The sequence below is a fragment of the Kordiimonas sp. SCSIO 12610 genome (genome assembly GCF_024398015.1).
GTDB lineage: Bacteria > Pseudomonadota > Alphaproteobacteria > Sphingomonadales > Kordiimonadaceae > CANLMI01.
Window position 1 is genome coordinate 1,632,935 of sequence record NZ_CP073747.1, and the last position, 24,683, is coordinate 1,657,617.

The following is a 24,683-nucleotide window of genomic DNA, read 5'->3' on the forward strand; positions in this document are numbered from 1 at the left end:
TATCTGTCTGCTATTGTTTCTTACTCAGCGGCGTTCATGTAATTCGGGAACCAGCCCTCATTTGCGCTGCGGAGGTCATTAAGCGATAGGTTAACAACACCGTCGTTCACGCTGATACTATCGCCGCCTGTTGTACCAAGATCGGTAACAGTGATGCCGCTATTGATGGCTTCAGCACCGATTTTCTCAGCGACCGTGCTATCAACTGCAATCAGGTATCTTGCCTGTGTTTCACTGAAGAGGTGTGTATGAAGCGGCAGGCGATCACCAAGCGTGATGGTTGCGCCCATATTGCCCGCAAGTGCCATATCAGCAAGTGTTGCGATCAGGCCGCCATCCGATAGGTCGTGGCAGGTATCCACATCACCGCTTTCAATGAAGCCGCGAACGAAATCACCGTGCTTGCGCTCAAGATCAAGGTCCACAACAGGCGGTTCACCCGCTTGCTCACCCATGATCTCTTTTTGATACAGCGATGCACCAAGCTCGTCCTCGGTTTTACCAATCAGAAGAATGGTTTGATCTGCTTTCTTAAAGCCGATTGTTGCCATCCGGTCTGAGTTTTTCATCACACCCACACCACCGATTGCAGGGGTTGGCATAATACCAGAACCATTGGTTTCATTATAAAGCGACACGTTACCGGACACGATCGGGTACTCGAGCGCGCGGCAGGCATCGCCCATGCCCTCAAGGCATCCAACAAACTGGCCCATGATTTCCTTACGCTCAGGATTGCCGAAATTAAGGCAGTTGGTGATGGCAAGTGGTTTGCCACCAACAGCCGTAATATTCCGCCATGTTTCAGCAACTGCTTGCTTACCGCCTTCATACGGGTTCGCATAGCAATAGCGCGGCGTTACGTCCGTAGAGATCGCAAGCGCCTTTTCTGTGCCGTGTACACGAACAACGGCTGCGTCGCCGCCCGGGCGCTGGATCGTATCGCCCATGACCATATGATCATATTGTTCCCAAATCCAGCGACGTGACGCGAGGTTAGGCCCACCAACAAGGTCAAGAACTGCTTTGTTGAGGTCTTTTGGTGCAGTCACGTCGGCCTTGCCACGGTTTTCCGTGTAAACATACGGGCGTTCATATTCTGGTGCGTCTTCAACAAGGCTGTTGATCGGCATATCGCCCACAACTTCACCGCCAAATGTAAGCGTAAGGTTGCCAGTATCCGTGATCTCACCGATAATAGCGAAGTCCAGCTCCCATTTCTCAAAGATGGCTTTTGCCATTTCTTCGCGGCCCGGCTTAAGGACCATGAGCATGCGTTCCTGACTTTCGGACAGCATCATCTCATAGGGTTGCATGTTTTCTTCGCGTTGCGGTACGTTATCGAGGTTCAATTCGAACCCAACACCGCCTTTTGACGCCATTTCCACGCTAGAAGACGTAAGGCCCGCGGCCCCCATATCCTGAATAGCGATGATCGCATCTGTCGCCATTAATTCAAGGCAGGCTTCGATCAAAAGTTTCTCGGTGAACGGATCACCAACCTGAACGGTTGGGCGTTTTTCCTCACTGTCCTCGGTAAATTCGGCCGACGCCATTGTCGCGCCGTGAATACCATCGCGGCCGGTTTTGGAACCCACATAAACAACGGGGTTTCCGACACCAGCGGCAGCGCAGTAAAAAATCTTGTCCGTGTCCGCAAGGCCCACAGTCATGGCATTCACAAGGATATTGCCATTGTAGCTCGCGTCGAAATTGGTTTCGCCGCCAACGGTTGGAACACCCACACAGTTGCCGTAGCCGCCAATGCCTTCCACCACACCTGCGACAAGGTGGCGGGTTTTTGGGTGATCAGGTTCACCGAACCGAAGTGCATTCATGTTGGCAACCGGGCGTGCACCCATGGTGAACACATCGCGCAGGATACCGCCAACACCTGTGGCAGCGCCCTGATAGGGTTCGATATAGCTTGGGTGGTTATGGCTTTCCATCTTAAAGATCGCGGCCTGACCATCACCGATATCGATAACGCCCGCGTTTTCGCCCGGTCCCTGGATAACCCATGGGGCCTCTGTTGGGAGTTTTTTCAGGTGAAACCGTGATGATTTGTATGAGCAATGCTCTGACCACATTACGCTATAGATGCCAAGCTCGGTATAGTTCGGTTCGCGGCCCATCGCCTTAACGATGCGGTCATACTCTTCTTCGGTTAGCCCATGTTCTTTTACAAGTTCAGGGGTGATTTTAATATCGTTCATAGCAGTCACTCCCTTAGCCCAATGCATTCATAACGGATGTAAACAGCGCACGACCATCCGAACCACCAAGCGCTGGTTCGATCATCCGCTCGGGGTGTGGCATCATGCCAAGCACGTTGCCTTTGCCGTTTAACACGCCAGCAATATTTTGCTGCGAGCCATTGATGTCTTGCGCGTAAGTGAAAGCAATCTGACCTTCGCCTGAGAGGCGGTTCAGTGTCTCATCGTCCGCAAAATAATTACCGTCATGATGGGCAACTGGGATAGTGATCTCTTGGCCTAATGCATATTCGCTTGTAAACATGCTATCTGCATTTTCGACCTTAAGTGTCACGTCGCGGCATACGAACTTAAGCTTGGCGTTACGCATTAGCGCACCCGGTAAAAGACCCGTTTCCGTCAGAACCTGAAAGCCGTTACAAACACCAAAAACCGGCACGCCTGCTTCCGCGCGTTTGATCACTTCTTTCATGACTGTTGAACGCGCAGACATTGCGCCGCAGCGAAGATAATCGCCGTAAGAGAACCCGCCGGGTAGAGCGATGAAATCAACCTTTTCAAAGTCGCTTTCGCCGTGCCAGACCATGTTTGGCTTTACCCCTGTAATTTTTTCAAGGGCAACAGCCATATCCCGGTCACAGTTTGATCCCGGAAATACGATGACTGCTGATTTCATGTGTTCTACTCCAGCTCGATGCTGTAGTTTTCGATAACTGTGTTCGCGAGAAGCTTTTGGCACATGGCTTCCACGTTTTCACGGGCCTTAGCAGCGTCGCTTTCAGCGAGGTCAAGTTCGATATATTTGCCTTGGCGGGCACCATCGACACCGTCGAAGCCAAGATTACCGAGAGCGTGCTCAATCGCTTTCCCTTGCGGGTCGAGAACACCGTTTTTAAGAGTAATATGAACGCGAGCTTTCATTGCCTAGCTATCCTTTTTGGCTTGATGGTCTGCAATTTCGGTGATGTCTGCGTTTGGCAAAATGCCCAGGCGCTTGGCAACTTCCTGATAGGCTTCCATTTCACCGCCGAGGTCACGGCGGAAACGATCTTTATCCAGCTTTTCACCGGTTTCCATATCCCAGAGGCGGCAACCGTCTGGGCTGATCTCGTCAGCGAGGATCGTGATGCAATCTTCGCCTTCGTAGTAACGGCCAAACTCAAGCTTGAAATCAACAAGCTTTATACCGATGCCTGCAAAAAGGCCGGAGAGGAAATCGTTCACACGAAGTGCATAATGATGCATTTCTTCGATCTCGATCTCGTTCGCCCAGTCGAACACAAGAATATGCTCTTCTGCGATAACCGGATCACCGAATTCATCTGACTTATAGCAATATTCTACAAGCGGATGGGGTAGCGGTGTTCCTTCCTCAATACCGAGGCGCTTACAGATGCTGCCAGCGGCAATATTCCTTACAATAATTTCAACCGGAATGATTTCAACGGCCTTAATCAATTGTTCGCGCATGGACAGGCGCTTGATAAAGTGGTTTGGAATTCCGATATCGCTAAGGCGACCAAAGATATATTCGGAAATATGGTTGTTGATGACGCCTTTTCCGGTCAAGGTGCCTTTCTTTTCGGCATTGAACGCAGTTGCGTCGTCTTTAAAATATTGGATGATCGTGTTTGGCTCTGGCCCTTCGAAAAGAATTTTGGCCTTGCCTTCATAAAGTTTGTTGCGGCGGGACATGAGAGTGTCTGCTCCTTATGGCTCGCAGGGTGGCATTTCTGGATGCGGGCGGAACATAACCGAAGACGACCCTTTCGACAATGTTTCTGTAACAATTTTGTCTAAAAAATCATCAACCTTCTATGTTTATGGCCTTTTGTGGATTTTAATTACTTTAAAGGCCTTGATGTGAGCAATTTTTGGTTTATCTCTGATATAGATATGCTAGAGAATCGGCATATGAAATTGCCTATCAAAAGGCACAGTAAAAAAGGATAGTCCTGTGACAACATTTGATGATCGTGAAAAAGCATTTGAAAGCAAGTTTGCACATGATGCAGAAATTATGTTCAAGGTCCGTGCGCGCCGTAACCGGCTTTTTGGTGAATGGGTTGCAGGGGAACTCGGTATTACAGGTGATGATGTAGCAGCATATGCAGGTGATGTGGTTGCAGCAGACCTGGAAGAAGAGGGTGATGACGATATCATTCGTAAAATTGCTGCTGATTACGCTGAAAAAAATGTTGCCTTTAATGCGGATGCTGCGATTGCAAAATTGAACGAATTTCTCGGTGTTGCCAAAGAGCAAATGATGAACGAGTAAAGTTCTAAATACTCGTTAAGAAAAAGGCTACTGAAACGATTTTCAGTGGCCTTTATTTATGGTGTTTTCGTATATTTTTTTAAGCCTTGATATAGGCTAATTTTCTTTGCCTGCGAACAATGTAATACATGGCAGGAATAATGACCAAGAAGCCAATTGGCTCTGGAACTGTTACGGGGGCATTTCGCGCAAACTCAATAACTGTTTCAGCACGACGGACGAGTGTTCCGCTGAAGAATGTGTTCACGAGATTGCCATTCGGCAATTGAACAAACTGCCTGCCTCGCACCAGAAGGCTTAGTTGAAGTGTATAACTTCCCGGCGTTGGGAAAAACGCGCTTGCAGCGCCGCTGTTGATCGTAAAGTTCAGACCATCGGCAACATTAGTTCCGAAAGTTGTGTTTTCAGTGAACCCATTGACAGAGCTTACATCGACACCAAGGCCAAACAAGGCAACGGTGGTACCTTCTGCGAGCGGGTCCTGACCTTGCGGGCTAACGCGCCATGCCAAAGCGAAATCCGACAAATCATTTAATTCACAGAGCGAAAAATTCTCAAACGAAGACCCGCAGCCATTAAAAGTGATGTCATCACCAAATGTAACTGGATCATATATCCCTGGATCAGCCTGGAAGTTTGCGGGATTAACGGGCCTTGAACCCTGAGCAGTTACAGTTGCGCTGATGATAAGGGCAGATGTAATTGCAATACAATTCTTAATTAAATTCGAAACGCGTATCATAAACTCTGAAATCCGTGTTAAATACTGTTCAAACAATATCATTTCTTAATACTATACAAACTATTAATATGCAATGAATTGGTATTCATATGGTTAACGACAACAGGCTAGGGGCTGAAGAGTATTTCTTTATGCAGATTAGATATTCAATTTTAAAAGCATCGTTGATTTTATTGTTTGTATTGAGTTCTTTCGGGGAAAATATCGTTCTGGGCGAAGGAAATGATATCGATACGGCGTCCGAGCCTGTTCAGGCTGCACGTACCTTGTTCGCACAAGGGGAACTGGCAGAAGCTATTAAACAGCTTAAAGCCATTGAAGAAACGAGCAGTGACCCGAACGATCATTTGAACATCGCTGAAATCTATAATGCGCTTCAGGATGGGATAGCAGCTGAAGTTGCCGTTGATAAGGCGATCGAATTGGGTGCTGATTTGAGTATCGCCCGCGTCTATAAAGCAAGGGCGTTATTGGTTCAGCGTAAGTTTCAAACCGCACTTGCTCTTTTTCGTGCGTTCGACATACCAGAAGAGCTCTCGGGTAAAGGGCTACAAGCGCAGGCAGAAGCGTTTTTTGGAGCAGGGCAATATGAAGCGGCGAATGAAATATTTAGAACCGTATTAAAAAATGACCCCGAAAACCTCGAAGCCTTAAAGGGACTGGCGCAGGTAGCATTGCAAACTGGTAACTTAGCAGCAGCAAAGACAATAGCAGAAAAGGCGCAGACCATAGATGCTGACGATACAATCGTGCATTATGTTTTGGGATCAGTCAGCCGGTTTGAAGGAAATACCCATGACGCCAGATCACACCTGAACAAGTCAATCGAGCTTTTCCCGCAGAATATCTTGTCGCTTCTCGAGCTTGCTGCAATTGAAGTTGCGGAGAAAAAGTTTGAGGCTTCGAACTCACTTCTGGATCAGGTTTACATATTATATCCGGAACATCCGCAGGCTATTTATATTTCAGCTCAAATAGAAGCCTTAAAGGGCGAGTATGTTGAGGCGGAAATTCTTTTAGTCAAACTAACACAATATGCGAGTGTGTATCCGCCCGTGAACCATTTATACGGCATTGTGGCCTATCGGTTGGAGAATTATTCAACGGCTATTAGTAATTTGCGGAATTTCCTCGAGGTTGTCCCCTCACACAGGGAAACGCGCCTTGTGCTGGCAGATAGCTATAAGCAAAGAGTGCTCTACCGTGAAGCATTGGCTGTTTTGATGCCGTTGCTCCCTCCATCAAACCCAAAGGGTGATTTTGATGCTTTGATGTTGGCAGCGTCGGTGGCGACGAGTGCCGGGAAGCCCGATGACGGATTGAAGTATTTGCTACAAGCATCAAATATAAAAACGGGCTCGACTGAGAGCGCGGAATCGATCGATAAAAAGCTGGTTTATTCAAACGTCCTAGCTGGAAACTATGAAACAGCAGAAACCATTTTGAAACAAATCCAGAAATCGCAAAGCGAGCCAGCCTCAAATGAGGACAGAGTTCAGGATTTGATGGTTCTTGCGAATATTCAAATTAAAAAACGCGCCTACGATGAAGCCCTGGCTACCGCTAAGACGTTGATATCGCTGAGCCCTGATAAGCCTGAAGCCTATAATCTTTTGGCAGGGATTTATTCTCAGGCCAATAGAATTACTGAGGCGGTTGAGGCTTATTCGAAAGCACTTGAATTGAACGATACCTATATTTTGGCACGCCGAAATCGGGCACTTTTGTATATAAGAACAAATGAACTGGATTTGGCTTCAGCGGATCTATACGCAGTGCTGGAAAAACAAGCAGAGGATATCCGTGCCCGCGCAATTTTGGGACGCGTTGAGTTGCTCAGGGAAAATTATACTTCAGCGATTAACAATCTTGAAATTGCCCAGGAAGCATTTCCTGGCTCGTTGGATGTAACTGTCGATTACATCGAAGCTCTGTTTTTGGGTGGGTATGTGTCCAAAGCATTATCTGAATTGGATAAAGCGAACGAACTGGAATTTGCGAATAATAACCCGGCCCTTGTTAAAAGGCTAAAGAGGATATCAAAGGAAATTTTATCGCAAAGTGATAAGGATGGGCAAAATAACTGAATGAAGTTAGACAAATTAAACAAGCTTTAAGATTATTTTATTAGAAATGAGAATCGTGAACATGCGTAACTGTTTGCTGGTTCAAAACAATATTTAATGGATTTGATTTATGGAATACCGTATCGAAAATAACGCTGGTGATCTTCGTGTCATTTTTTCAGGTGATATAACATTCACACAAAATGTGTCTTTTCGGAATATGCTGAAAGATATTTCTTCTCAGTCTGCTAATTCCTGCGTTTTCGACTTGAACGGCGTCGGTATGGTTGATTCTGCTGGCCTCGGAATGTTCCTGATCGCTAAAGAACAAGCGGATACCGGTGGATGGAAACTACACCTTGCTGGTGCTACAGGCCATGTAGCGAGCATGCTAAAACTTACTAAGCTGTCTGAGATTATTGAAGCCAGTTAATAGGGTGCATCGCCTCCATAGAGTGTAACTGTAATTCCATGACGGGGGTCGAAATGGATTCTGCTCATTCAGTCACAGAAGGTAATTTGCTGAAGACAATTCTCGGCGCGAATATTCTTGTCGTTGATGATATGCAGTTAATGCGCAAAATGATTGGCATGTGCCTCGAACGAGCAGGCTACAGCAATATTTCCTTCGCTGAAGACGGTGACGACGCCCTTAAAATGATCAGTGAAGGCATGCCTGATCTTGTCATTTTAGACCTTAATATGCCTCGCATGTCTGGTTACGAAGTGTGTAAGGCATTGCGCGCGAACCGCGAAACAGAAAACCTTCCGATCCTTGTACAATCCGCATCAGAAACACCTGAAGAGCGCGTAGAAGTTTTTGCGTCAGGTGCAACTGATTTTGTCTCCAAGCCTATTAACCAACCGGAACTCTTGGCACGGGTTCAAATGCACCTTGAAAACAGGTTCATGATCCAAAATCTTTCGGACTTCCATGATCATATGCAGCGTGAATTGTCGTTAGCCAAAGAAATGCAACATGCGCTTTTGCCTCAGGATAGTTTGATCGAAGAGGTTGAACAAAAGGCCGGAATGGTGATTGAGGCCGAGTATCAGGCATCCTTTGAACTTGGTGGTGATTTATGGGGTTTGTGGCCCATTGATGATACATCATTTGGTATGTTTGTGCTGGATATATCCGGGCACGGAGTTGGGGCTTCCTTAAATACCTTTAGGGTTCAGGCAACCATGGGTCGTCACAAACATCTCTATCATGATCCGGCTGCCTTTTTATTAAATTTGAATAGTGACTTGGTTGAAAGCTTTCCTCTTGGTCAATTCGGAACCATGTTTTATGCGGTGATTGACACGGAAAGCGGCGCTATTACCTATGCGGGTGCTGGTGCCCCTCGGCCATTTATCATATCTGACGACAATGTTCGCACTTTGGATAGTGCAGGAACGCCGATCGGAATAATTGCTTCCGCAACATATGAAAATCTGACAGATCAATTGAACGAAGGCGAAAGCCTGTTTTGTTATTCAGACGTTTTAATTGAAACACCTTTTTCTAATGGTGAAATGTTGGGTGAAAACGGACTGCGTGATCTCGTTTCATCCAAACGATCTGAAGGCGTTGGTGAGAAACTTGTTGAAAAACTTCTCGCCACGTTTTTCGAGGAAATACAAACATCATTACCGGATGATTTAACCGCCGTTGCCTTTCATAGAACAAAGAAGGTTGCAGGATCATGAGCGGCGATGACCTTCTGATTAGCAACAGTTCGAAAGCAAGTGTTGCAGCCATAACGAATTGCCCCGTGCATGGGGAAAAGCTTCTGGGGTTGTCGTGTCACGATTTTGAAATCGTAATTTGTGCTTCTTTCGAAGAAGTCGCTAAACTTTTCCATAGCCCGAACTCAGAGTTAACGATGATCATTATCGCGGCCGACGTCACAACCGAATTGGCAGTTGATTATTTGAATAGATTTCAGAACACGCCTGATTATCAAAACCTGCCAGTAATTGTTATCAGGCCGGAAGATAATGATGATGATGAGCTTGAACTTCTCTCAAATGGCGCACTTCAGATTATTGATGAGGCTATAGCCTATACGGATACAATGACAAATAATGTCATCCGCATCATTAAAAAGTCCAGCAAGCTAATCGAGCTTGAAGGTGCAATTAGCAGACACAAATGCGCGACGAGCAATATAAGTTATGCTCGCTTCAAATTTAAAACGCGCGAGGAAGCAAATAATATTGCCTTGTTGCTATCGAATAACATGGCGCAACCAACGCTTGCTTATACAGGATTGCTAGAGCTTCTTTTAAACGCGGTGGAGCATGGGCTTTATGGCTTTGGTACAGAGCGTAAAAGCAAGCTTATTAACGCGTGTCAATTTGAAGAAGAAGTTTCAAAACAAAAAGCAATCGTCAGCGAAGATAACCGGTTCGTTAGTTTAGAGTTTCAGAAAACGGATGAAGACTATCGGTTTATCATTTTGGATGATGGCGATGGTTTTGATTTCACACGCATGGAAACCGTCGATACAGCGAATATTGATCGCAAAAATGGCCGCGGTGTCATGATGGCAAAACATTGCTTTGATAGCCTACAATATTCAGAGGGTGGCCGCTGCGTTACGGCTACAATATCCCTTTAGTCGTTCTAGCGTTTCCCTGCAAAAGCATCGCGGTGTTCGATCAGCATATCATTCAGATAATCGAACATAGCTCTAATGCGTGCGCTGCGCTTAAGGTCAGCATGGCTTACCAGCCAGATATCAGCAGAAAACACTACATGCTCGTCAAATAGTCGGACGAGGTTTTCGTCCTTGGAAGCGAGAAAACACGAATAAGCACCAATCCCATACCCCTCGCGAACAGCGGTGGACAAAGCAAGCATGTTATTTGACCTGAAGGCTGAAGCATTGCCATTCAGCATGTTCTTGCGTGAATATGTATTTGTGTAGGCAAGCATTTCATCGTGTGGAAGGATGATATCATGATCGTTTAAGCTCGTTAGGCTTTCTGGTTTCCCTTTCCTTTCAATATAGTCTTTGCTGGCGTAAAACCCATAATTCATCGTTACCGTCTTTTTGGCAATCAGGTCGTTTTGCTCTGGCCGGAACATTCTCATGGCGATATCGGCTTCGCGCCTTAGAAGGTCCGCCGTATTATTTTCGACTTTCACTTCAACAGTGATGCCCGGAAACTTGTCTCTGAAAGGGCGGATACATTTTACAAGCCATTCTGCACCAATAATTTCAATAGCAGAGACAACAACACTTCCCTTGAGGGCTTCATCACGTCCAGTGATCAGGCGTTCAATTGCATGCACATCATCACTCATATGACGAATATGGTCGATTAGTTGTTCACCGAGGCCCGTTAGTTCCAGCCCATTTCGTGTTCTTGCAAAAAGTTCTGCACCAACTGTTTCTTCAAGTGCCGTCAGGCGCCGTGATAGCGTAGGTTGGCTGACATTTAATTTGGGGGCGGTCGCTGACAGGCTGCCATGTTCGGCCATTGCTAAAAAATATTTCAAGTCATCCCAGCTTAACATTGCATCGCCTTTTTATTCATAAATGAATAAGTAAAATTCAATATACAACACTTTAATTCATATTTGAAGGCTTTATATCGAAGTTTATGAGTGCAGCGGCAGGAAATGCGGCAGGAAATGCGGCAGGAAACATGACGGGCTGTGGCTGTACTCGTGAACATAAAGGAAAGGAAATTTTATGTTGTACCGATTTACAAAACTGACTGCGGTCTTAATCACGATGTCTATAAGTTTTAGTTTAGCAGCCGAGGCGCAAAGTACGAAAGTTTACCACATGGCGCGTGATAAAAATATTGAGCGGGGCATGAAAGCTATTTCTGACCAGAATTTTGAGAAAGCATCGCATAACTTATGGCGGGCTGCCAATTCCAATCAAACCAAAACGCGTCAGGTAACAATTTATAATAATATCTGCGCGGTGGAATTTGTACTGGAACGCTATGAAAGTGCTCTTAATGCGTGCGACAAGGCCTTGAAACTGGACCGCATCAATTGGCGTGTACTGTTAAACCGCGGAAATATTTACAGAGAAACAGGTTATTTTGATAAAGCACGATTAGATTACAGGGCCGTTTCTAAGCTTCGGCCAGGCGAACCCATGTTACCCGAAGCCCAAAGGTCCCTCGCAATTAAGGAACAAAAGCTGTTAGCGACCAAAGTCGCGGTTGTTACATCCCATTAAGAAAATAATCAGCCAAATTAATAATAAAATATTTGTAAGATAAATTTCGCTCCCCATACTAAAGATATAGGCCAATTTACGAGGGAGCGAAATGTGCCAACACCACGACAAGCGAACGTGATGAATAAATTCATAGATGTATCACAAATCATAAAACGAAAACTGGCAGGATTAACAAGTTTTGCAGCCCTGTCATTGAGCGTTAGTTTATCAGCCCATGCTTTACCACTACAAACAACGGGTGCGGGATTTACGCCAGTTAGCGAAACCCAGTGTTTTCTCGCTGGTTCAACCGAGAGGCTGGACTGCAAAACCTATCACCTTCCATTGGATTACAGTGATCCAAATGGTGACACAGTTGAGGTCTTTGCTGCCGTTATGCCCTCGCGTGGCGGTAAAGCAGCAGGCGACCCATTGGTTCTATTGGCTGGGGGCCCGGGGCAGGCAGCAAGTGAAGTTATTCAGTTGGTTGATGTTGCCTTTGGCGATCTTCGAAACGGTCGGGATGTTTTGATTGTTGATCAACGGGGAACAGGGCGTTCGCACCCGATTTCATGTAAAAATGTCGATAGCGAAATTGTAACGCTAGAAGATTATTCAGAAGGTGTAAAAGCCTGCCGTGAGGCAGAGCCGCTCCCTGTAAGGCATTTTAACTTTGATAATATTATTCGTGACCTCGAAGAAATCAGAGCGTCCTTGGGATATGAAAAATTAAATTTGTGGGGCATTTCGTGGGGAACGCGATCTGCTGCACATTACCTGCGTAGATATCCTGATCGGGTTCGCAGCATTGTTGTGGACGGTGTTCTGCCGCCACAGGTTCCGCTCGTTGCGACCGTCGCGGATAGCGTAGAGCGTGCAAAAAGATTATTGGTCGAAGACTGCGAAAAAAGCCTTGCTTGTATCGCCAGGTATCCTGATATTGATGGAATGATTAATAGATTACTGGATAAAGCAAAATCAGGTGATTTGGTTTTTGATGGTATTAACCCCTTAACGAATGAACGTGAAACAACGGAAATTAATTTTATAGGTGCAGTTAACGGCTTGCATGCATTATTCTATAATGCTGATGCGACAACCTCCATTCCTTATATGTTAGACGAAGCCTTGAAGGGAAATCTAAATCCGTGGCTTGTTTTCTCCTTTAATGCATCAACAGATGAACCTCCAATTTATCCGGGATCGTTTTTGTCGATATTCTGCGGTGAAGAAATGAGCAAGGTAACTGCCGCGTCTGCAAAGGCTGCTGGTAGCGATAGCTTTGCCGAAGACGCGCATTACCAACTCTGGAATGCAGGCTGTGAAGCGTGGGATTATGTTCCCGCAGCTGAGGACAGCCATGAAATATTAGAAAGCGATGTACCAACGCTTGTTTTGTCAGGAAACCTTGATCCAATCACCCCTCCTATGATGGGTGACGAGTGGGTAAAGAGCTTCAGCAACAGCAGGCATATCGTTGTGAATGGTACCGGGCATAATACAAGTTTTACAGCCTGTATGCCGGGACTAATTACCAGCTTTATCAAAAACCTTGATGTGGATGCTTTGGATACTGGCTGCATGGATCACCTGAAACGGTTACCGATTATTACGGGCCCAAATGCAACTGTTCAGTAATCATCAAGCGCAAGGAAAATATAATGATTGTTATAAAAGATATTGCGAAATCCTTTGGTGATGTCAAAGCGGTTCGCGGCGTTAGTTTTAACGCGGAAAATGGAAAAATTACAACCCTTTTGGGGGCAAATGGCTCTGGTAAAACAACAACCTTCAGAAGTGTAACAGGCCTGATGAAGCCTGATGCTGGCACGGTTCATATCGATGATATCAATGTTCGTGAACGTACGCTCGAGGCTCAGGCGCGATTGGGTGTTTTCCCTGACCAGTTTGGTCTTTATACGCGGCTGACTACTCGCGAGCATATTGCGTATTATGCTGAACTTCACGGCCTCTCTGGAAGTGCGCTTGAAGATGCAATTAATGATGTTGTGAAGCTCATGAGCATGGAAGACATCATTGACCGTAAAACCGAAGGGTTTAGTCAGGGGCAACGTATGAAGGTGGCACTCGCACGCGCGATTGTGCATAAGCCACAAAATATCATTCTCGATGAACCAACCCGTGGCTTGGATGTCATGAATATCAGGCTTCTTAGGGATATATTACTAGCCTTGAAGGAAGAGGGGCATTGCATCCTTCTCTCGAGCCATGTGATGGCAGAAGTGGATGCGCTTTCGGATCATATCGTAATTATGACTGACGGCCTTATCTGCGCAGACGGCACATCCGCATCACTCGTGTCTGAAAGCGGGCAGGAGAATTTGGAAGAAGCTTTTGTTTATTTAACTGAGCAAGCGAAAAGGAATGCAGCATGATGACCCAGTTTAAAATTGTATTCCTGAAGGAATTGAAAGACGCGATCCGCGACAAGCGCGCAATCATGGCAGTATTATCCTATGCTTTACTTGTCCCCTTATTCTTGGGATTTGTGGGCTGGCTTGCAACCCTGGATCAACCAGTTGAATCAGTAAAAACACAGTTGGCGATCGCTAATATAGACAGCGCGCCGGGCTTGGTTGCGTTTGTTGAAAAAAACGGAATTAATGTTATTGGTGCAGACAATATTGATCCGAACAATGTGGCAATTCCAGAAAGTGCAGAGGCTTTATTGGTTATCCCGCTTGATTTTCAGGACAATCTTGCGAAAGCGAAAATCAGTAAACTAGCGCTTTATGTGGACAATACGACCCGCGAACGCGCTGAACGCGGGACCGAGGTTGAGGCTGTTTTGACACAGTATAGCCAATATGTCGGCCTGAACAGATTGATCGCCCGTGGCATTCCTCCTAATCTTGTGTCACCATATCGCGTCAGCAAAGCAGACGTGTCGGAAAGCAAATTCTATGAAAAGCTTTTGATTAGTGGTCTGTCGATGATGCTTATCATTGCGCCGATCGTGGGCGGGATGAGTGTCTCCCTTGATACGCTTGCGGGTGAACGTGAACGCCAAAGCCTTCAAACCCTTTTAACGCAGCCAGTGTCATCAAATGCTTTGATTTTCGGCAAGTGGGCTGTTGTTAGTTTATTCTCGTTTGTGACGGTTATGCTCATGAGTTTTGCTTTGATAATCATGTATGTAACGCTGGTCGCGGACAAACTTCCTTTCAGTCTGGGGATTGGGTTACCGGGCTTCCTAATCGCATTTTTCCAGCTTGGTATTTTCTCCATGTTTGTTGCGAGCCTTTTGATGACGGTTAGTATCCATGCAAAAAGTTTTAAGGAAGGGCAGACCTACATGCAGCTTCTTAACTTCGTGCCTGTGATGCTGGCGTATGTGAAAATATATGCAGATAGCAGTTTGCCGGATGCTGCCCGCTTTGCACCGTTCATTGCTGATATCGAAAGCCTGAGCACGTTACTCGTTGATGGAAGTGTGCAGGCAGCGTATTTCGCGACGTCGCTTGGTGTTGCCTTTGTGGGAACTATTTTGTGTATTATGTTCACGTCTAAAAGGCTCTCGAGTGAGAAGCTTTTGGATGAGGTCTAGGTATCACATGTCATTCCCAGAGTAAGGTGTGAAGCCTGTGGGCATCGAAAAAACGCTTAAGAATTATAGCGGTATGTTGAGCCGGATCGTCGCAAGTTATGAGGCTGATCCGGTTCTTCAGCAGGAAGTGATGCAAGAGGTTTCACTGGCAATATGGCGTGCCTTACCCAAATTTAGGGGCGAGGGCAGCGAGAAGGCCTTTGTGGCACGCGTAGCGCAAAATATTTGCCTCACGCACGTGCGGAAAGAAGTAAGAAGACCGCGAAGTGTCGAGCTTGATTATGATATGAAAAGCGATGTCGCGTCGCCGGAAGAACAAACCGAAAAAGAACAGCAACGGGAAAAACTGCTACATGCGGTCAGGGGGCTACCCCTTCCTATGAAGCAGGTGGTGACTTTGGCCCTTGAAGGGTTTAGCCACAAAGAAATTGGTGCAGCGCTTGCGATTAGTGAAAACAATGCAATGGTCCGTTTCAGCAGGGCAAAGGGCGAGTTAAAGAAAGCGCTTGAAGCACAAAATCAGCCAGAAGGAATAGGGTAATGAGGGTGTTTGATAATGTCTGATAATGATCAAAGCCCTGATTGGGATAACCTACAGGGGTTGTGGCAGGATGCCCCTGCTATTGACCCTACGCGCTTGTTTCGAAAGGCGCGGTTTGCATGGTGGCGCGTGCGGATAACATTGTTTTTAAACCTTGCAATATGCGTGATTGGGGAACTTCTTTGCGCCTTTGTTTTAATTAAAAACATATCCTTGGCTTCAAACGTTTTTGGTATTGTCGGGTTATTGTTTTGCTGGGTAACCGCTTGGTTCACCTATAAACATCTGAGAAGTTCCTTGGGTGATATGTCAAGCGAACCAGAAAAACTCCTCGAACTTCAAATCAAGCAGTTGAACGGTTTAATCGCCTTTGCCAGATTCAATATCAAAATGACTTATTATGGAATGGTATTTTCAGCGGTTGCATTCTGGATGTTTTATGAAAAACATGGTGTGTTTTTCCCGACAGAGCAGATGTCAGGCATGCAAACGTTTGTAAATGGTGTGATGTGGGGGATACCAATTGGTATTCTATTGTGTCCTTTTATATACGGGCGGTTTATTAAAAGGAAAACACAAGAACTGTTAGGGCTTGAGGCCAGCCTTGCGGCGCTTAGGGCCGCAGGCTGACATCATGAGTTGGCTAACTATTTTGCTTCAAGCTTTCGACAAACGCCTGAGAGCCATCTTTCAGATTATTAGCGAGTTGATTTAAAGCTTCGGACGCTGTCCGCAAATCTGTGGACATATTGAGTGTCTCTTGAATACTACCAGAAACATTCGAAACTGATCCAGTTGCAGCTTGCGTCCCGTCAGACGCCAAAGCGGCGCTTCTTGCGATCTCACGTGTTGCAGAATCTTGCTCCTCAACTGCGGCAGCGATTGATGTGGATCCTTGGCTAAGGTCTTCAATAACGCCGGTAATTGTTGAAATAGACTGAACTGCCGACCCTGTTGCATTCTGCATTGCCGTGATTTTAGACTGGATCTCATCCGCTGCATTCGCTGACTGGCTCGCAAGGCTTTTGACTTCGCTCGCTACAACAGCGAACCCTTTACCGGCTTCACCAGCGCGCGCGGCCTCAATGGTTGCGTTCAATGCCAGAAGGTTAGTTTGCTCTGCGATATCTGAGATCAGGGCAACCACCGTACCAATGCTGTCCGCTTCCTTCGAAAGCTCCGTAATTTCTTCATTTGTTCTACGGCTATGCTCAACTGCATCATTGGACGCCTGGTTTGCGTGTGCGACCTGCTGGGCGATTTCAGCAACAGAAGCTGAGAGCTCTTCTGCGCTTGCTGCAACAGTTTGAACATTCTCGGATGCGGTAACAGTTGCATTGGAAACAGAACTTAGGTTTTGTTCACCGTCCGCAGAAGCGTTAGTGATTTGCTCTGCTTTAACATTCAGGTCGGCTGCCGCAGTAACAATTTCTTCTACTGTTTTAGTGATAGAAGCTTCAAAATTTGCAACAATGCTCTGGAGGCGTTCACGCTCAACCTCGGCCATTCTTGCGCGTTCCTGCTCTTGCGCTTCGGCGGCAAGCCTTGCTTCCTCTTGCGCTTGTTCTTTGTCCGCCATTAGGGCTTTGGCTTCTTCTGCGGTTGATTCTGCTGCAACTTTCAGTGTCTCAGCTTCCTTCACCGCGTCCAAGGCTTCCTGATGCGCTTTATCGGTCGACGAGAAGAGGTCTTGAACTTTGTGGGCGATCCACATCAAAACAACGGCTTCCGTTGCCAATATGCCGGCGTGCAATAGAACGCGGCTGAATTTAGCGCCTTCCGGGAATACATATGTTTCGGCAATTAAAAACGTGAGTACATGATGGACGGCAACAACGGCGGTTGCAACCAATATGATACGCCAAGAACTGTATGAAACAAGGATGGCAAGAGCAGCAAAGAAATACATATGCATATCTAACTGCCATTCGTCACCGCTAAACATCGCAAGATTAAGCGCCACAATGAGCATCAGGCAAACACCTGTTACATAGCTTGTTGTTTCCGAATGGGGATCAAGCTTGTGCGCGACGAAATTCAGGATGGCAAAAAGAGCGGTGCCACCTGTGGCCCACCAAACACCCGGAAGATCATTCATTATTCCCAAAACCGGGACCGTTACGATATGCAATAATAAGTAATATTGCATAAAGTTTGCGACTTGCTCCCTGAGTTTTACCAAGCTATTCATAAATATTTCCTACTGAATCAATTCTGATTATGCGTTTACCCGCAGGCTTTGAAGCCATTTGGATTGAATATAAACCAGACCTTGTTAGAGATCTGTTCAGTGTTAAGTTCCTTTTGATCACCCTCCAGGATGATAATATTCTCTCTATCGTTGAAGCCTACATAGGACAAAGACGTAGCTTTTAGTGTGTCCAACACTTCTGCCCGTGATAAAGAGGGGTGAAAAAATACACCAAAAACCCGCTGATTAGGATCAGGAGCAAAGATTGTGGCAAAGACAAAAAATATACCAAGTACGGTTGTTAGAAATAGAATATGTCCTGATTTTACTCGCATGAATCACCTCAATCACTTAAATGTGAGTATGCGTTATAATCATTAAAAAGCTGTTAAATTATTCCCGAATTAAAGCACGGGCATTAAACCTATATGGGCTTAGATATCGCCATAGATCATAGGATAATGGCGTTGGTTCGCCGCAGATTTGTGCCGCTAAATATTCACTTAATAAGGGCGCGTATTGATAACCCTTTGATCCAAAACCTGTTATTAAATACAACCCGTCTTGATATGTGGGGCTTCCCAAACCTCTGGTTAGGGCATCCTTCTTCAACAAAGCATACTGAGCGTCACATTTTTCCCAGTTTGGAACACCGCCAACAATGGGTAGAAAATCAGGTGTGTTTGTTCGAATGCCGTTCCAAGATGATAGGTGAGCGGCGTCAGCGATATCAATATTTAAATGAAGCTTCAGATTATCCAGCAATATATTGCTTATTGCTTTGGAAGGATTAGCTTCCTTTGTTGGCAGTTCTGATAGCTTTTCGAAACTGGAACCAAGAACACGAATGTCACCGTATTTATCAGTCTTGCAGCATGCGGAAATATGATCACCGTACGAAAGAATATGATTTGGAAGGTCAAGGCCTTCTGCCTCGAGTATCTCGACCTGACCAGCGCTGAATGTATAACAATTGGGCGATAGCGCGGCATGGTGCGGTGTATTTTGACCCGTGGCTAGAATAACCAAATCAAAATCAAATTGTTTGCCTGTATGGTCGCAGACTTTCCATTTTGACGCAGAAGGAATGATCTGTTCGATATGCGTATTTATAACAGGTATCTGATCCAACAATTCGTTTAAAAGGCTTTGGGTGTCAATCGTGCTGGCCCGTTTGAACGTTAAAATATCGTCTGTTAAGGAAGCCCAATCATCACCCCACTTTATGGTTTCATATAGTTTACGGTTACGTTGAAGTTCCTGAGCGTCAAAAGCCAGATAATCAAGCCTATCATCCCCATACATATGAGTTTTGAGCACTGGGTGACTAAGGGCATAAGCATAGGCGCTCACTTGAAATGACCTGAGCGGACCAATTTCTCTATTTATCCGGGGGGCCATAATTGCCGCAGGAATTGAACTCGCTGTTTTTTCTTCAGGCGACTTGAAAACAGTTACATTCCGCGTCCGTGATTTTAGCGCATAAGCAATCATGCTGCCAGCAATGCCGCCACCAATAACAGCAATGGATCCATCTGGTTTTGCGAGTGGCGGTAATGCCCAGTCGGGTAATAGTTTGCGATGTATGTTTGGTTTTAGGTCGCTAGGGCCATAATATTCACCAACTAGCCTTTCGCGCTTTCGACCATACCCCGGGGTTTTGCGCATTTCAAAGCCGCGATCGGCAAGGCCGCGTTTTACAAACCCTGCTGCGGTAAATGTCGCTAGTTTCGCCCCTTGTCTTGATAGACGTGCGACATTGTCAAAAACTGTGTCATTCCACATGTCTGGGTTTTTCGCGGGGGCGAAGCCATCAAGATACCATGCATCAACCTTGGCATCTAAATGCGATAGAGCGCTGTCTGCTTTTCCAAAAATCAGAATAAGCGTGATATGTCCATCGTCAAAATGGCGGACATGATGACCATTTTCTGGGGGCGGCCAGCTATCGATCAATTGATCTGATATATCTTCCAGTTCGGGAAAGCATTTATGGGCATTTTTCAGCGCAGTGCGGCTTAATGGCATGGCCTCCACAGAAATAAATGTCAGGCGCCCACTTGCGTTGCTTTCCCGCCAGCTTTTCCAGGTGGTTAGAAAATTTAATCCTGTTCCAAATCCTGTTTCAGCAATTACGTAACGAGGTTGATTACACCAGACATCAGGTGCGCCTATGCCTTCCAGAAAGACAAAACGGCTTTCCTCAAGGCCGTTATCAACGGAAAAATAGATATCATCATAGGCTTTGGCAATGGGCGTGCCGTCGCGCCATTCAAGATCATTCTCATTGAGCGGTCTTATGGCTTCCTGCTTTTCGTTATTATTCATTGCAGTTTGATCGTGATTGTTATTTGTTGATGAACATTCTAGGTTTCTTAAATTATAAGTTACGGAATAGAAAGCCAAATAAGGAAAATCATATGTTGTACGAGTTGGACGGTATTGCACCATCATTGGAGGACGAGAGTGTTTGGATCGCTGATTCTGCCTCTGTTATTGGGAACGTAACGATGAAACCCCGTTCAAGTGTATGGTTTGGTGCCACACTTAGAGGGGATAACGAGCCCATCACTATCGGCGCGGACAGTAATGTGCAGGACAATGCGGTCATCCATACAGACCCAGGAGCGCCAACAATAATTGGGGACGGCGTGACAATTGGCCATTTGGTTATGTTGCACGGGTGTGAAATTGGTAACCAAAGCCTGATTGGTATGGGAACAACTATTCTCAATAAGGTCAAGATTGGCGCGCGGTCAATTGTTGGTGCTGGAAGTTTAATCACTGAAGGAAAAGAATTTGAAGACGAATGTCTGATTGTGGGGTCGCCAGCAAAGGTCGTACGTAAATTAAAAGATCATGAATTGCTGTTGTTGGAAAAATCAGCGGAAATTTATGTTCATAATGCGCAGCGGTTTTCCAAAGGGCTGAAACCGATTAAAATTTAACCTCATTTTAAGACACAAGTGCTTAACGTAGGTCAAAATTGATGATTGTAATTCTTGCTGAGTAGCAGAAAGTTCGTTGGGTCAGTGTATGAATAGTGAAACAGTTAGTGGTGCTGCTGTAAAAAATGTAGATGTCGCTGCACGGATAGAGATTGCCCGCAAAGTTGGCGTGATTTTGTCTGGTGAACACCCTGCATCTGACCGTGAAGCAGCCTTGCAGTTGGCGACCGTTCTTGTTGAAGACGCTGCTGTATCTGTTCGTGAAAAGCTTGCGAAAGAGTTGGCTCTTTGTACATTTTTGCCGGAAAATATTATTAATCAGATTACTTGCGATCTCGATTCTGTTGCCGTGCCGTTTCTTGTTTCCTCAAAAGCATTGGATGACGAATTTTTAAACGAGTTAGTCCTTGAGAGTAATAAGGCTATCCAAACCGCGATTGCGAGCCGCGAGAGTATTTCTGAAATGTTGGCCTACAGTGTTTGTGATGTTGGTGCACTGGAAGCTGTTGATACGCTTGTGGGTAATGATGGGGCCAAGTTATCTATCCGTTCATGCGAAAAGGTTATAGATCGTTTTCCGGATGAAGTTGGCTTGATGGAAAAACTGGCCCAAAGGGCTGATCTTCCGATTAATGTTGTCGAACGTATCGTTTTTAAAGTTTCTGAGAGCTTTAGTGAATATCTGGTTGATCGTTTTAAGCTTGCCCCTGACTATGCAGAATATTTGATTACCCTTGCCAAGCGCCAGGTGTTTGCACGGTCCGCCAGTGTGATTTCATCGAAGGAAGCGATGAACTACCTTCGGCAATTACACAAAAAGAACGGTTTAAACTCAGAACTGCTATTGAGTGCCCTGCAGCATAAAAATTTGAAATTTTTTATCGCAGGCTTAGCCGTTTTACTGAACGCCGAATATGAAATGACAGAAAAGCACTTGGTTACGGGTGAAAGTGAGGCACTAGCAAAAATGCTAAACACTATTGGGTTTGCAAAGTCTATCTGTGGTGTTTTGATGATTGCCTACGATCGGTTGATTAACGAGTAGATTCTTTCCTCCTCTCCTATTACTGTCACCTGAAATTTAAGTTCTCAGGTGTTTTATGTTTATTCATACCCAGCGTTCGCTTTTCGATATTCCTAATGATGTTTGCTACTTAAATGCAGCATACATGACCCCACTCACGAAAAAACAAACCGAGATTGGCGGTAGCGGCATGGCCAAAAGCGCGAGGCCGTGGAATTACAGCGAACAGGATTTCTTCACGGACGTTGAGGGTGTACGCGGTCTTGCAGCTCAGATTTTAACTGTTAGTTCTCATGATATTGCAATCGTACCTTCCGCGAGTTACGGAACGGCGACTGCCGGATTGAATATGCCTGTGAAACAGGGGCAAGTTATCTTGATGGTGGAGGATCAATTTCCTTCCAATGTTTATGAATGGACAAAGCTTGCAGAAGAGGCGGGCGCAGAATTGGCCTTCGTTAAAACGCCTGATAATCATGACTGGACAACTGCGATTGTCGAAGCCATTCAGGAATACGGAGAGAAAATTGCTTTCGCGGCGCTTGCGAATGTGCACTGGGCATCGGGTGCAAAACTTGACTTGGGAATCATATCACCAGCCTTGAAAAAGATCGGGGCAGGGCTGGTACTTGACCTTACTCAGTCAGTTGGCGCTATGCCGATAAACCTCGCAGAAATTGATCCAGATTTTGCCGTTTGCGCCAGTTATAAGTGGATGATGGGGCCATATGGTCTGGGTGTTTTATATGTCGCGCCAAGGCACCAACATGGAAAACCGATTGAGCAAAACTGGATTAATCGCCAGGGCAGTGAGAATTTTGCAAATTTGGTAAATTATCAGGATCAATATCAAGAGGGGGCTCGGCGATTTGATTTTGGTGAAAGATCCAATTTCATTCTCATGCCTGTGTACAAGGAAGGTTTGCGGCAACTTCTCGAATGGGGGATTTCCAATATTTCCTTCACACTTGGTGAAATAAACAGACGCATCGAAACAATAGCGCTGAATAATGGATTACGCTCTATCGATAGCGATTACCGAAGCCCGCATATGATGGGTATTGAGCTTGGCGGCGATGCAGAACGATACGCAGCGAAGCTTAGGGCTGAAAACATATTTGTCAGTATTCGCGGTAGCATGTTGCGCGTTGCCCCGCATTTGTGGGTAAATGACCATGACATGGAACGATTTGAGAAGGTAATGACCAGTCTGTAAGTGTTTCATTTTGGCACACGTGTCAAAATAGAACAAAATTCTGTTTCAGAATAAAACGAACTTATACGTGCAATAATGAGAATTTTTTTAAGTTATTGATTTATATATAAAAAATAGTTGGCACGCCTGCTGCAAATATACTGGTGTCTCTAAGATTTTTGCCTGAGATCAGTGAGACACAGTTTTGAGTAGGGCGCTGATTATTTTGCCTGAATATGATAGCGCTTAAACTACGCGGCGGATAAAGATAGCTTTATCCGCCCGTTTTTTTTGTGTTTCAGCCATCAGTATAAATTAAATAAAAAGTGCGCCCGGGTTCATTATGTTGTTGGGGTCAAGCGCCTGTTTAATTGCACGCATTGCTGCGATTTCAGTCGCTGGTTTCAGGCGCGAAAGTTCGCCTTTCTTCAGGGTGCCAATTCCGTGCTCGGCTGAAATTGATCCCCCAAATGAAACTGTGATGTCGTGGACGATCTCATTCATGCGCTGCCATTCCCCGAGAAAGGTAGCTTTGTCAGCATCTTTTGGCTGCATGATGTTATAGTGCAGATTGCCGTCCCCCAGATGACCGAAGGGTGTAGGACGTGCGTCTGGAAAATGCTTCGAGATCGCTTCATTCGCAATATTTAGAAATTCAGGAACTTTTGCGACAGGCACAGAAATATCATGCTTGATACTGCCACCTTCATGTTTTTGTGCTTCTGACATGCTTTCCCGAAGTTTCCAAAAATCAGCTCGTTCGCTAATGGACTTCGCGATGACTGCGTCTTCAACAAGGCCAGCGTCGATGAAATCAGCTAACTTGTTTTCAAGCATAGTTTGCAGTGGCGTGTTTTCGCTGCTTGTTCCAAGCTCAAGCAAGATATACCAAGGGTGATTGCCTTCTAATACAGGACGTGTCCCTTCGATATGCTCTAAAACCATGTTTATGCCGCTCAATGGCATAATTTCAAACGCAGAAAGAGTTTCCGAAAAGCCTTCTTTTACTCGCGACAAAATATCGAGCGCATTTTCTGCACTTTGAACAGCAATCCATGCAGTTGTGATGTTGTTTTCAACAGGTACCAACTTCATCGAAGCTTTGGTGATAATGCCCAGCGTTCCTTCTGCTCCGATCAGTAATTGTTTGAGGTCATAGCCTGTATTGTCTTTCCGAAGTGTGCTTAAGTCGCTGAAAATTTCACCGTTCGGCAGAACAGCTTCTATGCCTAGAATGAGGTCGCGCGTTGTCCCGTACCGCACGACATGCACCCCGCCAGCATTCGTTGATATGATCCCACCGAGGGTGCAGCTACCCTCGGACGCCAAGGATAAAGGAAAATGGCGACTAAACCGCGTTGCCTCAGTTTCTAATTCAGCAACTGTGTATCCTGCATCTGCGGTGATTGAATAATCCCTGTCGTCAACTGCGATGTGGTTTTTGATGCGTTTGGTGCTTAAAATAATTTCCGCGCGTTTTGACTCAAGCCCAGCTATCCCACCACCGACAAGGCCAGTGTTGCCGCCTTGTGGCACGATGGCAAGTGAATGTTCGTTGCAATATTTTACTATTCGGGAAACATCCTGCACCGATGATGGTTTCAAAAGTAGATTGCTGGACCCTTTAAATTTATCACGCCATTCATGAAGGTGTGGCTCTATTTCCTCTTGGTCTGTAGAGACAGACTTGCTGTCTAGCATAGCATAAAAGGCATGAATGTGGGCTTCTGAGATCATGA

At 45.7% G+C, this 24,683-nt stretch carries 24 protein-coding genes; 14 read left to right on the plus strand and 10 right to left on the minus strand.

Annotated features, from left to right (window positions below):
- Positions 1 to 20 precede the first annotated feature (20 nt).
- From purL to purC, 4 genes are read right to left on the minus strand one after another with little or no spacing between them, the layout of a single operon-like run.
- On the minus strand, positions 21 to 2,216 hold the full coding sequence (gene purL / locus KFF44_RS07525) for a phosphoribosylformylglycinamidine synthase subunit PurL (RefSeq protein ID WP_255938595.1): 2,196 nt from the start codon (positions 2,214 to 2,216) through the stop codon (positions 21 to 23).
- Between the two features lie 13 nt (positions 2,217 to 2,229).
- Complete coding sequence (purQ, locus tag KFF44_RS07530; RefSeq protein WP_255938596.1) at positions 2,230 to 2,892, minus strand: phosphoribosylformylglycinamidine synthase subunit PurQ; 663 nt, start codon at positions 2,890 to 2,892, stop codon at positions 2,230 to 2,232.
- A gap of 5 nt (positions 2,893 to 2,897) precedes the next feature.
- On the minus strand, positions 2,898 to 3,137 hold the full coding sequence (gene purS / locus KFF44_RS07535) for a phosphoribosylformylglycinamidine synthase subunit PurS (RefSeq protein ID WP_255938600.1): 240 nt from the start codon (positions 3,135 to 3,137) through the stop codon (positions 2,898 to 2,900).
- A 3-nt stretch (positions 3,138 to 3,140) separates the two neighbouring features.
- The gene (gene purC, locus KFF44_RS07540) at positions 3,141 to 3,911 is read right to left on the minus strand and encodes a phosphoribosylaminoimidazolesuccinocarboxamide synthase (protein WP_255938601.1); all 771 of its coding nucleotides are present in this window, start codon (positions 3,909 to 3,911) and stop codon (positions 3,141 to 3,143) included.
- Positions 3,912 to 4,173: 262 nt separating this feature from the next.
- On the opposite strand from purC, the gene KFF44_RS07545 reads away from it, so the two are divergent.
- Positions 4,174 to 4,494 (plus strand): DUF1476 domain-containing protein, encoded by a 321-nt coding sequence (locus tag KFF44_RS07545; RefSeq protein ID WP_255938602.1) that lies wholly within the window; start codon positions 4,174 to 4,176, stop codon positions 4,492 to 4,494.
- Between the two features lie 79 nt (positions 4,495 to 4,573).
- Here the strand turns inward: KFF44_RS07545 and KFF44_RS07550 are convergent, their stop codons facing one another.
- Complete coding sequence (locus KFF44_RS07550; RefSeq protein ID WP_255938603.1) at positions 4,574 to 5,272, minus strand: hypothetical protein; 699 nt, start codon at positions 5,270 to 5,272, stop codon at positions 4,574 to 4,576.
- Between the two features lie 95 nt (positions 5,273 to 5,367).
- Between KFF44_RS07550 and KFF44_RS07555 the strand changes: the two genes are divergently transcribed.
- The 4 genes from KFF44_RS07555 (at position 5,368) to KFF44_RS07570 (ending at position 9,911) form a co-directional block, all read left to right on the plus strand.
- Positions 5,368 to 7,323, plus strand: a complete 1,956-nt coding sequence (locus KFF44_RS07555) for a tetratricopeptide repeat protein (protein WP_255938605.1) — start codon at positions 5,368 to 5,370, stop codon at positions 7,321 to 7,323.
- 109 nt (positions 7,324 to 7,432) lie between these two features.
- Positions 7,433 to 7,735, plus strand: coding sequence for an STAS domain-containing protein (locus tag KFF44_RS07560; RefSeq protein ID WP_255938610.1), 303 nt, complete (start codon positions 7,433 to 7,435; stop codon positions 7,733 to 7,735).
- A gap of 53 nt (positions 7,736 to 7,788) precedes the next feature.
- Complete coding sequence (locus KFF44_RS07565; RefSeq protein ID WP_255938613.1) at positions 7,789 to 8,997, plus strand: PP2C family protein-serine/threonine phosphatase; 1,209 nt, start codon at positions 7,789 to 7,791, stop codon at positions 8,995 to 8,997.
- On the plus strand, positions 8,994 to 9,911 hold the full coding sequence (locus KFF44_RS07570; protein WP_255938616.1) for an ATP-binding protein: 918 nt from the start codon (positions 8,994 to 8,996) through the stop codon (positions 9,909 to 9,911). The genes KFF44_RS07565 and KFF44_RS07570 overlap by 4 nt, the downstream gene beginning before the upstream one ends.
- Positions 9,912 to 9,916: 5 nt before the next feature.
- Here the strand turns inward: KFF44_RS07570 and KFF44_RS07575 are convergent, their stop codons facing one another.
- Positions 9,917 to 10,813 (minus strand): LysR family transcriptional regulator, encoded by an 897-nt coding sequence (locus KFF44_RS07575; protein WP_255938619.1) that lies wholly within the window; start codon positions 10,811 to 10,813, stop codon positions 9,917 to 9,919.
- 178 nt (positions 10,814 to 10,991) lie between these two features.
- On the opposite strand from KFF44_RS07575, the gene KFF44_RS07580 reads away from it, so the two are divergent.
- From KFF44_RS07580 to KFF44_RS07605, 6 genes are all read left to right on the plus strand, one after another.
- Positions 10,992 to 11,495 carry a hypothetical protein gene (locus KFF44_RS07580; protein ID WP_255938622.1) on the plus strand — a complete coding sequence of 168 codons (504 nt, stop codon included), beginning with the start codon at positions 10,992 to 10,994 and terminating at the stop codon, positions 11,493 to 11,495.
- A gap of 93 nt (positions 11,496 to 11,588) precedes the next feature.
- Positions 11,589 to 13,115, plus strand: coding sequence for an alpha/beta fold hydrolase (locus tag KFF44_RS07585; protein ID WP_255938625.1), 1,527 nt, complete (start codon positions 11,589 to 11,591; stop codon positions 13,113 to 13,115).
- A gap of 23 nt (positions 13,116 to 13,138) precedes the next feature.
- Entirely contained in the window at positions 13,139 to 13,873 is a 735-nt protein-coding gene (locus KFF44_RS07590; RefSeq protein WP_255938635.1) for an ATP-binding cassette domain-containing protein, read from the plus strand.
- A complete protein-coding gene (locus KFF44_RS07595) occupies positions 13,870 to 15,045 on the plus strand; it encodes an ABC transporter permease (protein ID WP_255938636.1) in 1,176 nt (391 codons plus the stop codon). The genes KFF44_RS07590 and KFF44_RS07595 overlap by 4 nt, the downstream gene beginning before the upstream one ends.
- A 37-nt stretch (positions 15,046 to 15,082) precedes the next feature.
- Positions 15,083 to 15,586: an RNA polymerase sigma factor gene (locus KFF44_RS07600; RefSeq protein WP_255938637.1), complete on the plus strand. Its 504-nt coding sequence runs from the start codon at positions 15,083 to 15,085 to the stop codon at positions 15,584 to 15,586.
- Between the two features lie 15 nt (positions 15,587 to 15,601).
- Positions 15,602 to 16,216 carry a hypothetical protein gene (locus KFF44_RS07605; RefSeq protein WP_255938638.1) on the plus strand — a complete coding sequence of 205 codons (615 nt, stop codon included), beginning with the start codon at positions 15,602 to 15,604 and terminating at the stop codon, positions 16,214 to 16,216.
- A 13-nt stretch (positions 16,217 to 16,229) separates the two neighbouring features.
- Here KFF44_RS07605 and KFF44_RS07610 read toward each other — a convergent pair whose 3' ends face one another.
- Genes KFF44_RS07610 through mnmD form a run of 3 tightly spaced genes read right to left on the minus strand, consistent with a single transcriptional unit; the run spans position 16,230 to position 20,105 of the window.
- Positions 16,230 to 17,777 carry a methyl-accepting chemotaxis protein gene (locus KFF44_RS07610; protein ID WP_255938639.1) on the minus strand — a complete coding sequence of 516 codons (1,548 nt, stop codon included), beginning with the start codon at positions 17,775 to 17,777 and terminating at the stop codon, positions 16,230 to 16,232.
- Between the two features lie 35 nt (positions 17,778 to 17,812).
- The gene (locus KFF44_RS07615; RefSeq protein ID WP_255938640.1) at positions 17,813 to 18,112 is read right to left on the minus strand and encodes a hypothetical protein; all 300 of its coding nucleotides are present in this window, start codon (positions 18,110 to 18,112) and stop codon (positions 17,813 to 17,815) included.
- A 58-nt stretch (positions 18,113 to 18,170) separates the two neighbouring features.
- Positions 18,171 to 20,105 carry a tRNA (5-methylaminomethyl-2-thiouridine)(34)-methyltransferase MnmD gene (gene mnmD / locus KFF44_RS07620; RefSeq protein WP_255938641.1) on the minus strand — a complete coding sequence of 645 codons (1,935 nt, stop codon included), beginning with the start codon at positions 20,103 to 20,105 and terminating at the stop codon, positions 18,171 to 18,173.
- 92 nt (positions 20,106 to 20,197) lie between these two features.
- Here mnmD and KFF44_RS07625 point away from each other — a divergent pair, with 92 nt between their 5' ends.
- From KFF44_RS07625 to KFF44_RS07635, 3 genes are all read left to right on the plus strand, one after another.
- Positions 20,198 to 20,725 (plus strand): gamma carbonic anhydrase family protein, encoded by a 528-nt coding sequence (locus KFF44_RS07625; RefSeq protein WP_255938642.1) that lies wholly within the window; start codon positions 20,198 to 20,200, stop codon positions 20,723 to 20,725.
- Between the two features lie 88 nt (positions 20,726 to 20,813).
- Positions 20,814 to 21,770 (plus strand): DUF2336 domain-containing protein, encoded by a 957-nt coding sequence (locus KFF44_RS07630; RefSeq protein WP_255938643.1) that lies wholly within the window; start codon positions 20,814 to 20,816, stop codon positions 21,768 to 21,770.
- Between the two features lie 55 nt (positions 21,771 to 21,825).
- Complete coding sequence (locus KFF44_RS07635; RefSeq protein ID WP_255938645.1) at positions 21,826 to 22,965, plus strand: aminotransferase class V-fold PLP-dependent enzyme; 1,140 nt, start codon at positions 21,826 to 21,828, stop codon at positions 22,963 to 22,965.
- Between the two features lie 294 nt (positions 22,966 to 23,259).
- Here the strand turns inward: KFF44_RS07635 and KFF44_RS07640 are convergent, their stop codons facing one another.
- Positions 23,260 to 24,681: an FAD-binding oxidoreductase gene (locus KFF44_RS07640; RefSeq protein ID WP_255938646.1), complete on the minus strand. Its 1,422-nt coding sequence runs from the start codon at positions 24,679 to 24,681 to the stop codon at positions 23,260 to 23,262.
- Positions 24,682 to 24,683 lie beyond the last annotated feature (2 nt).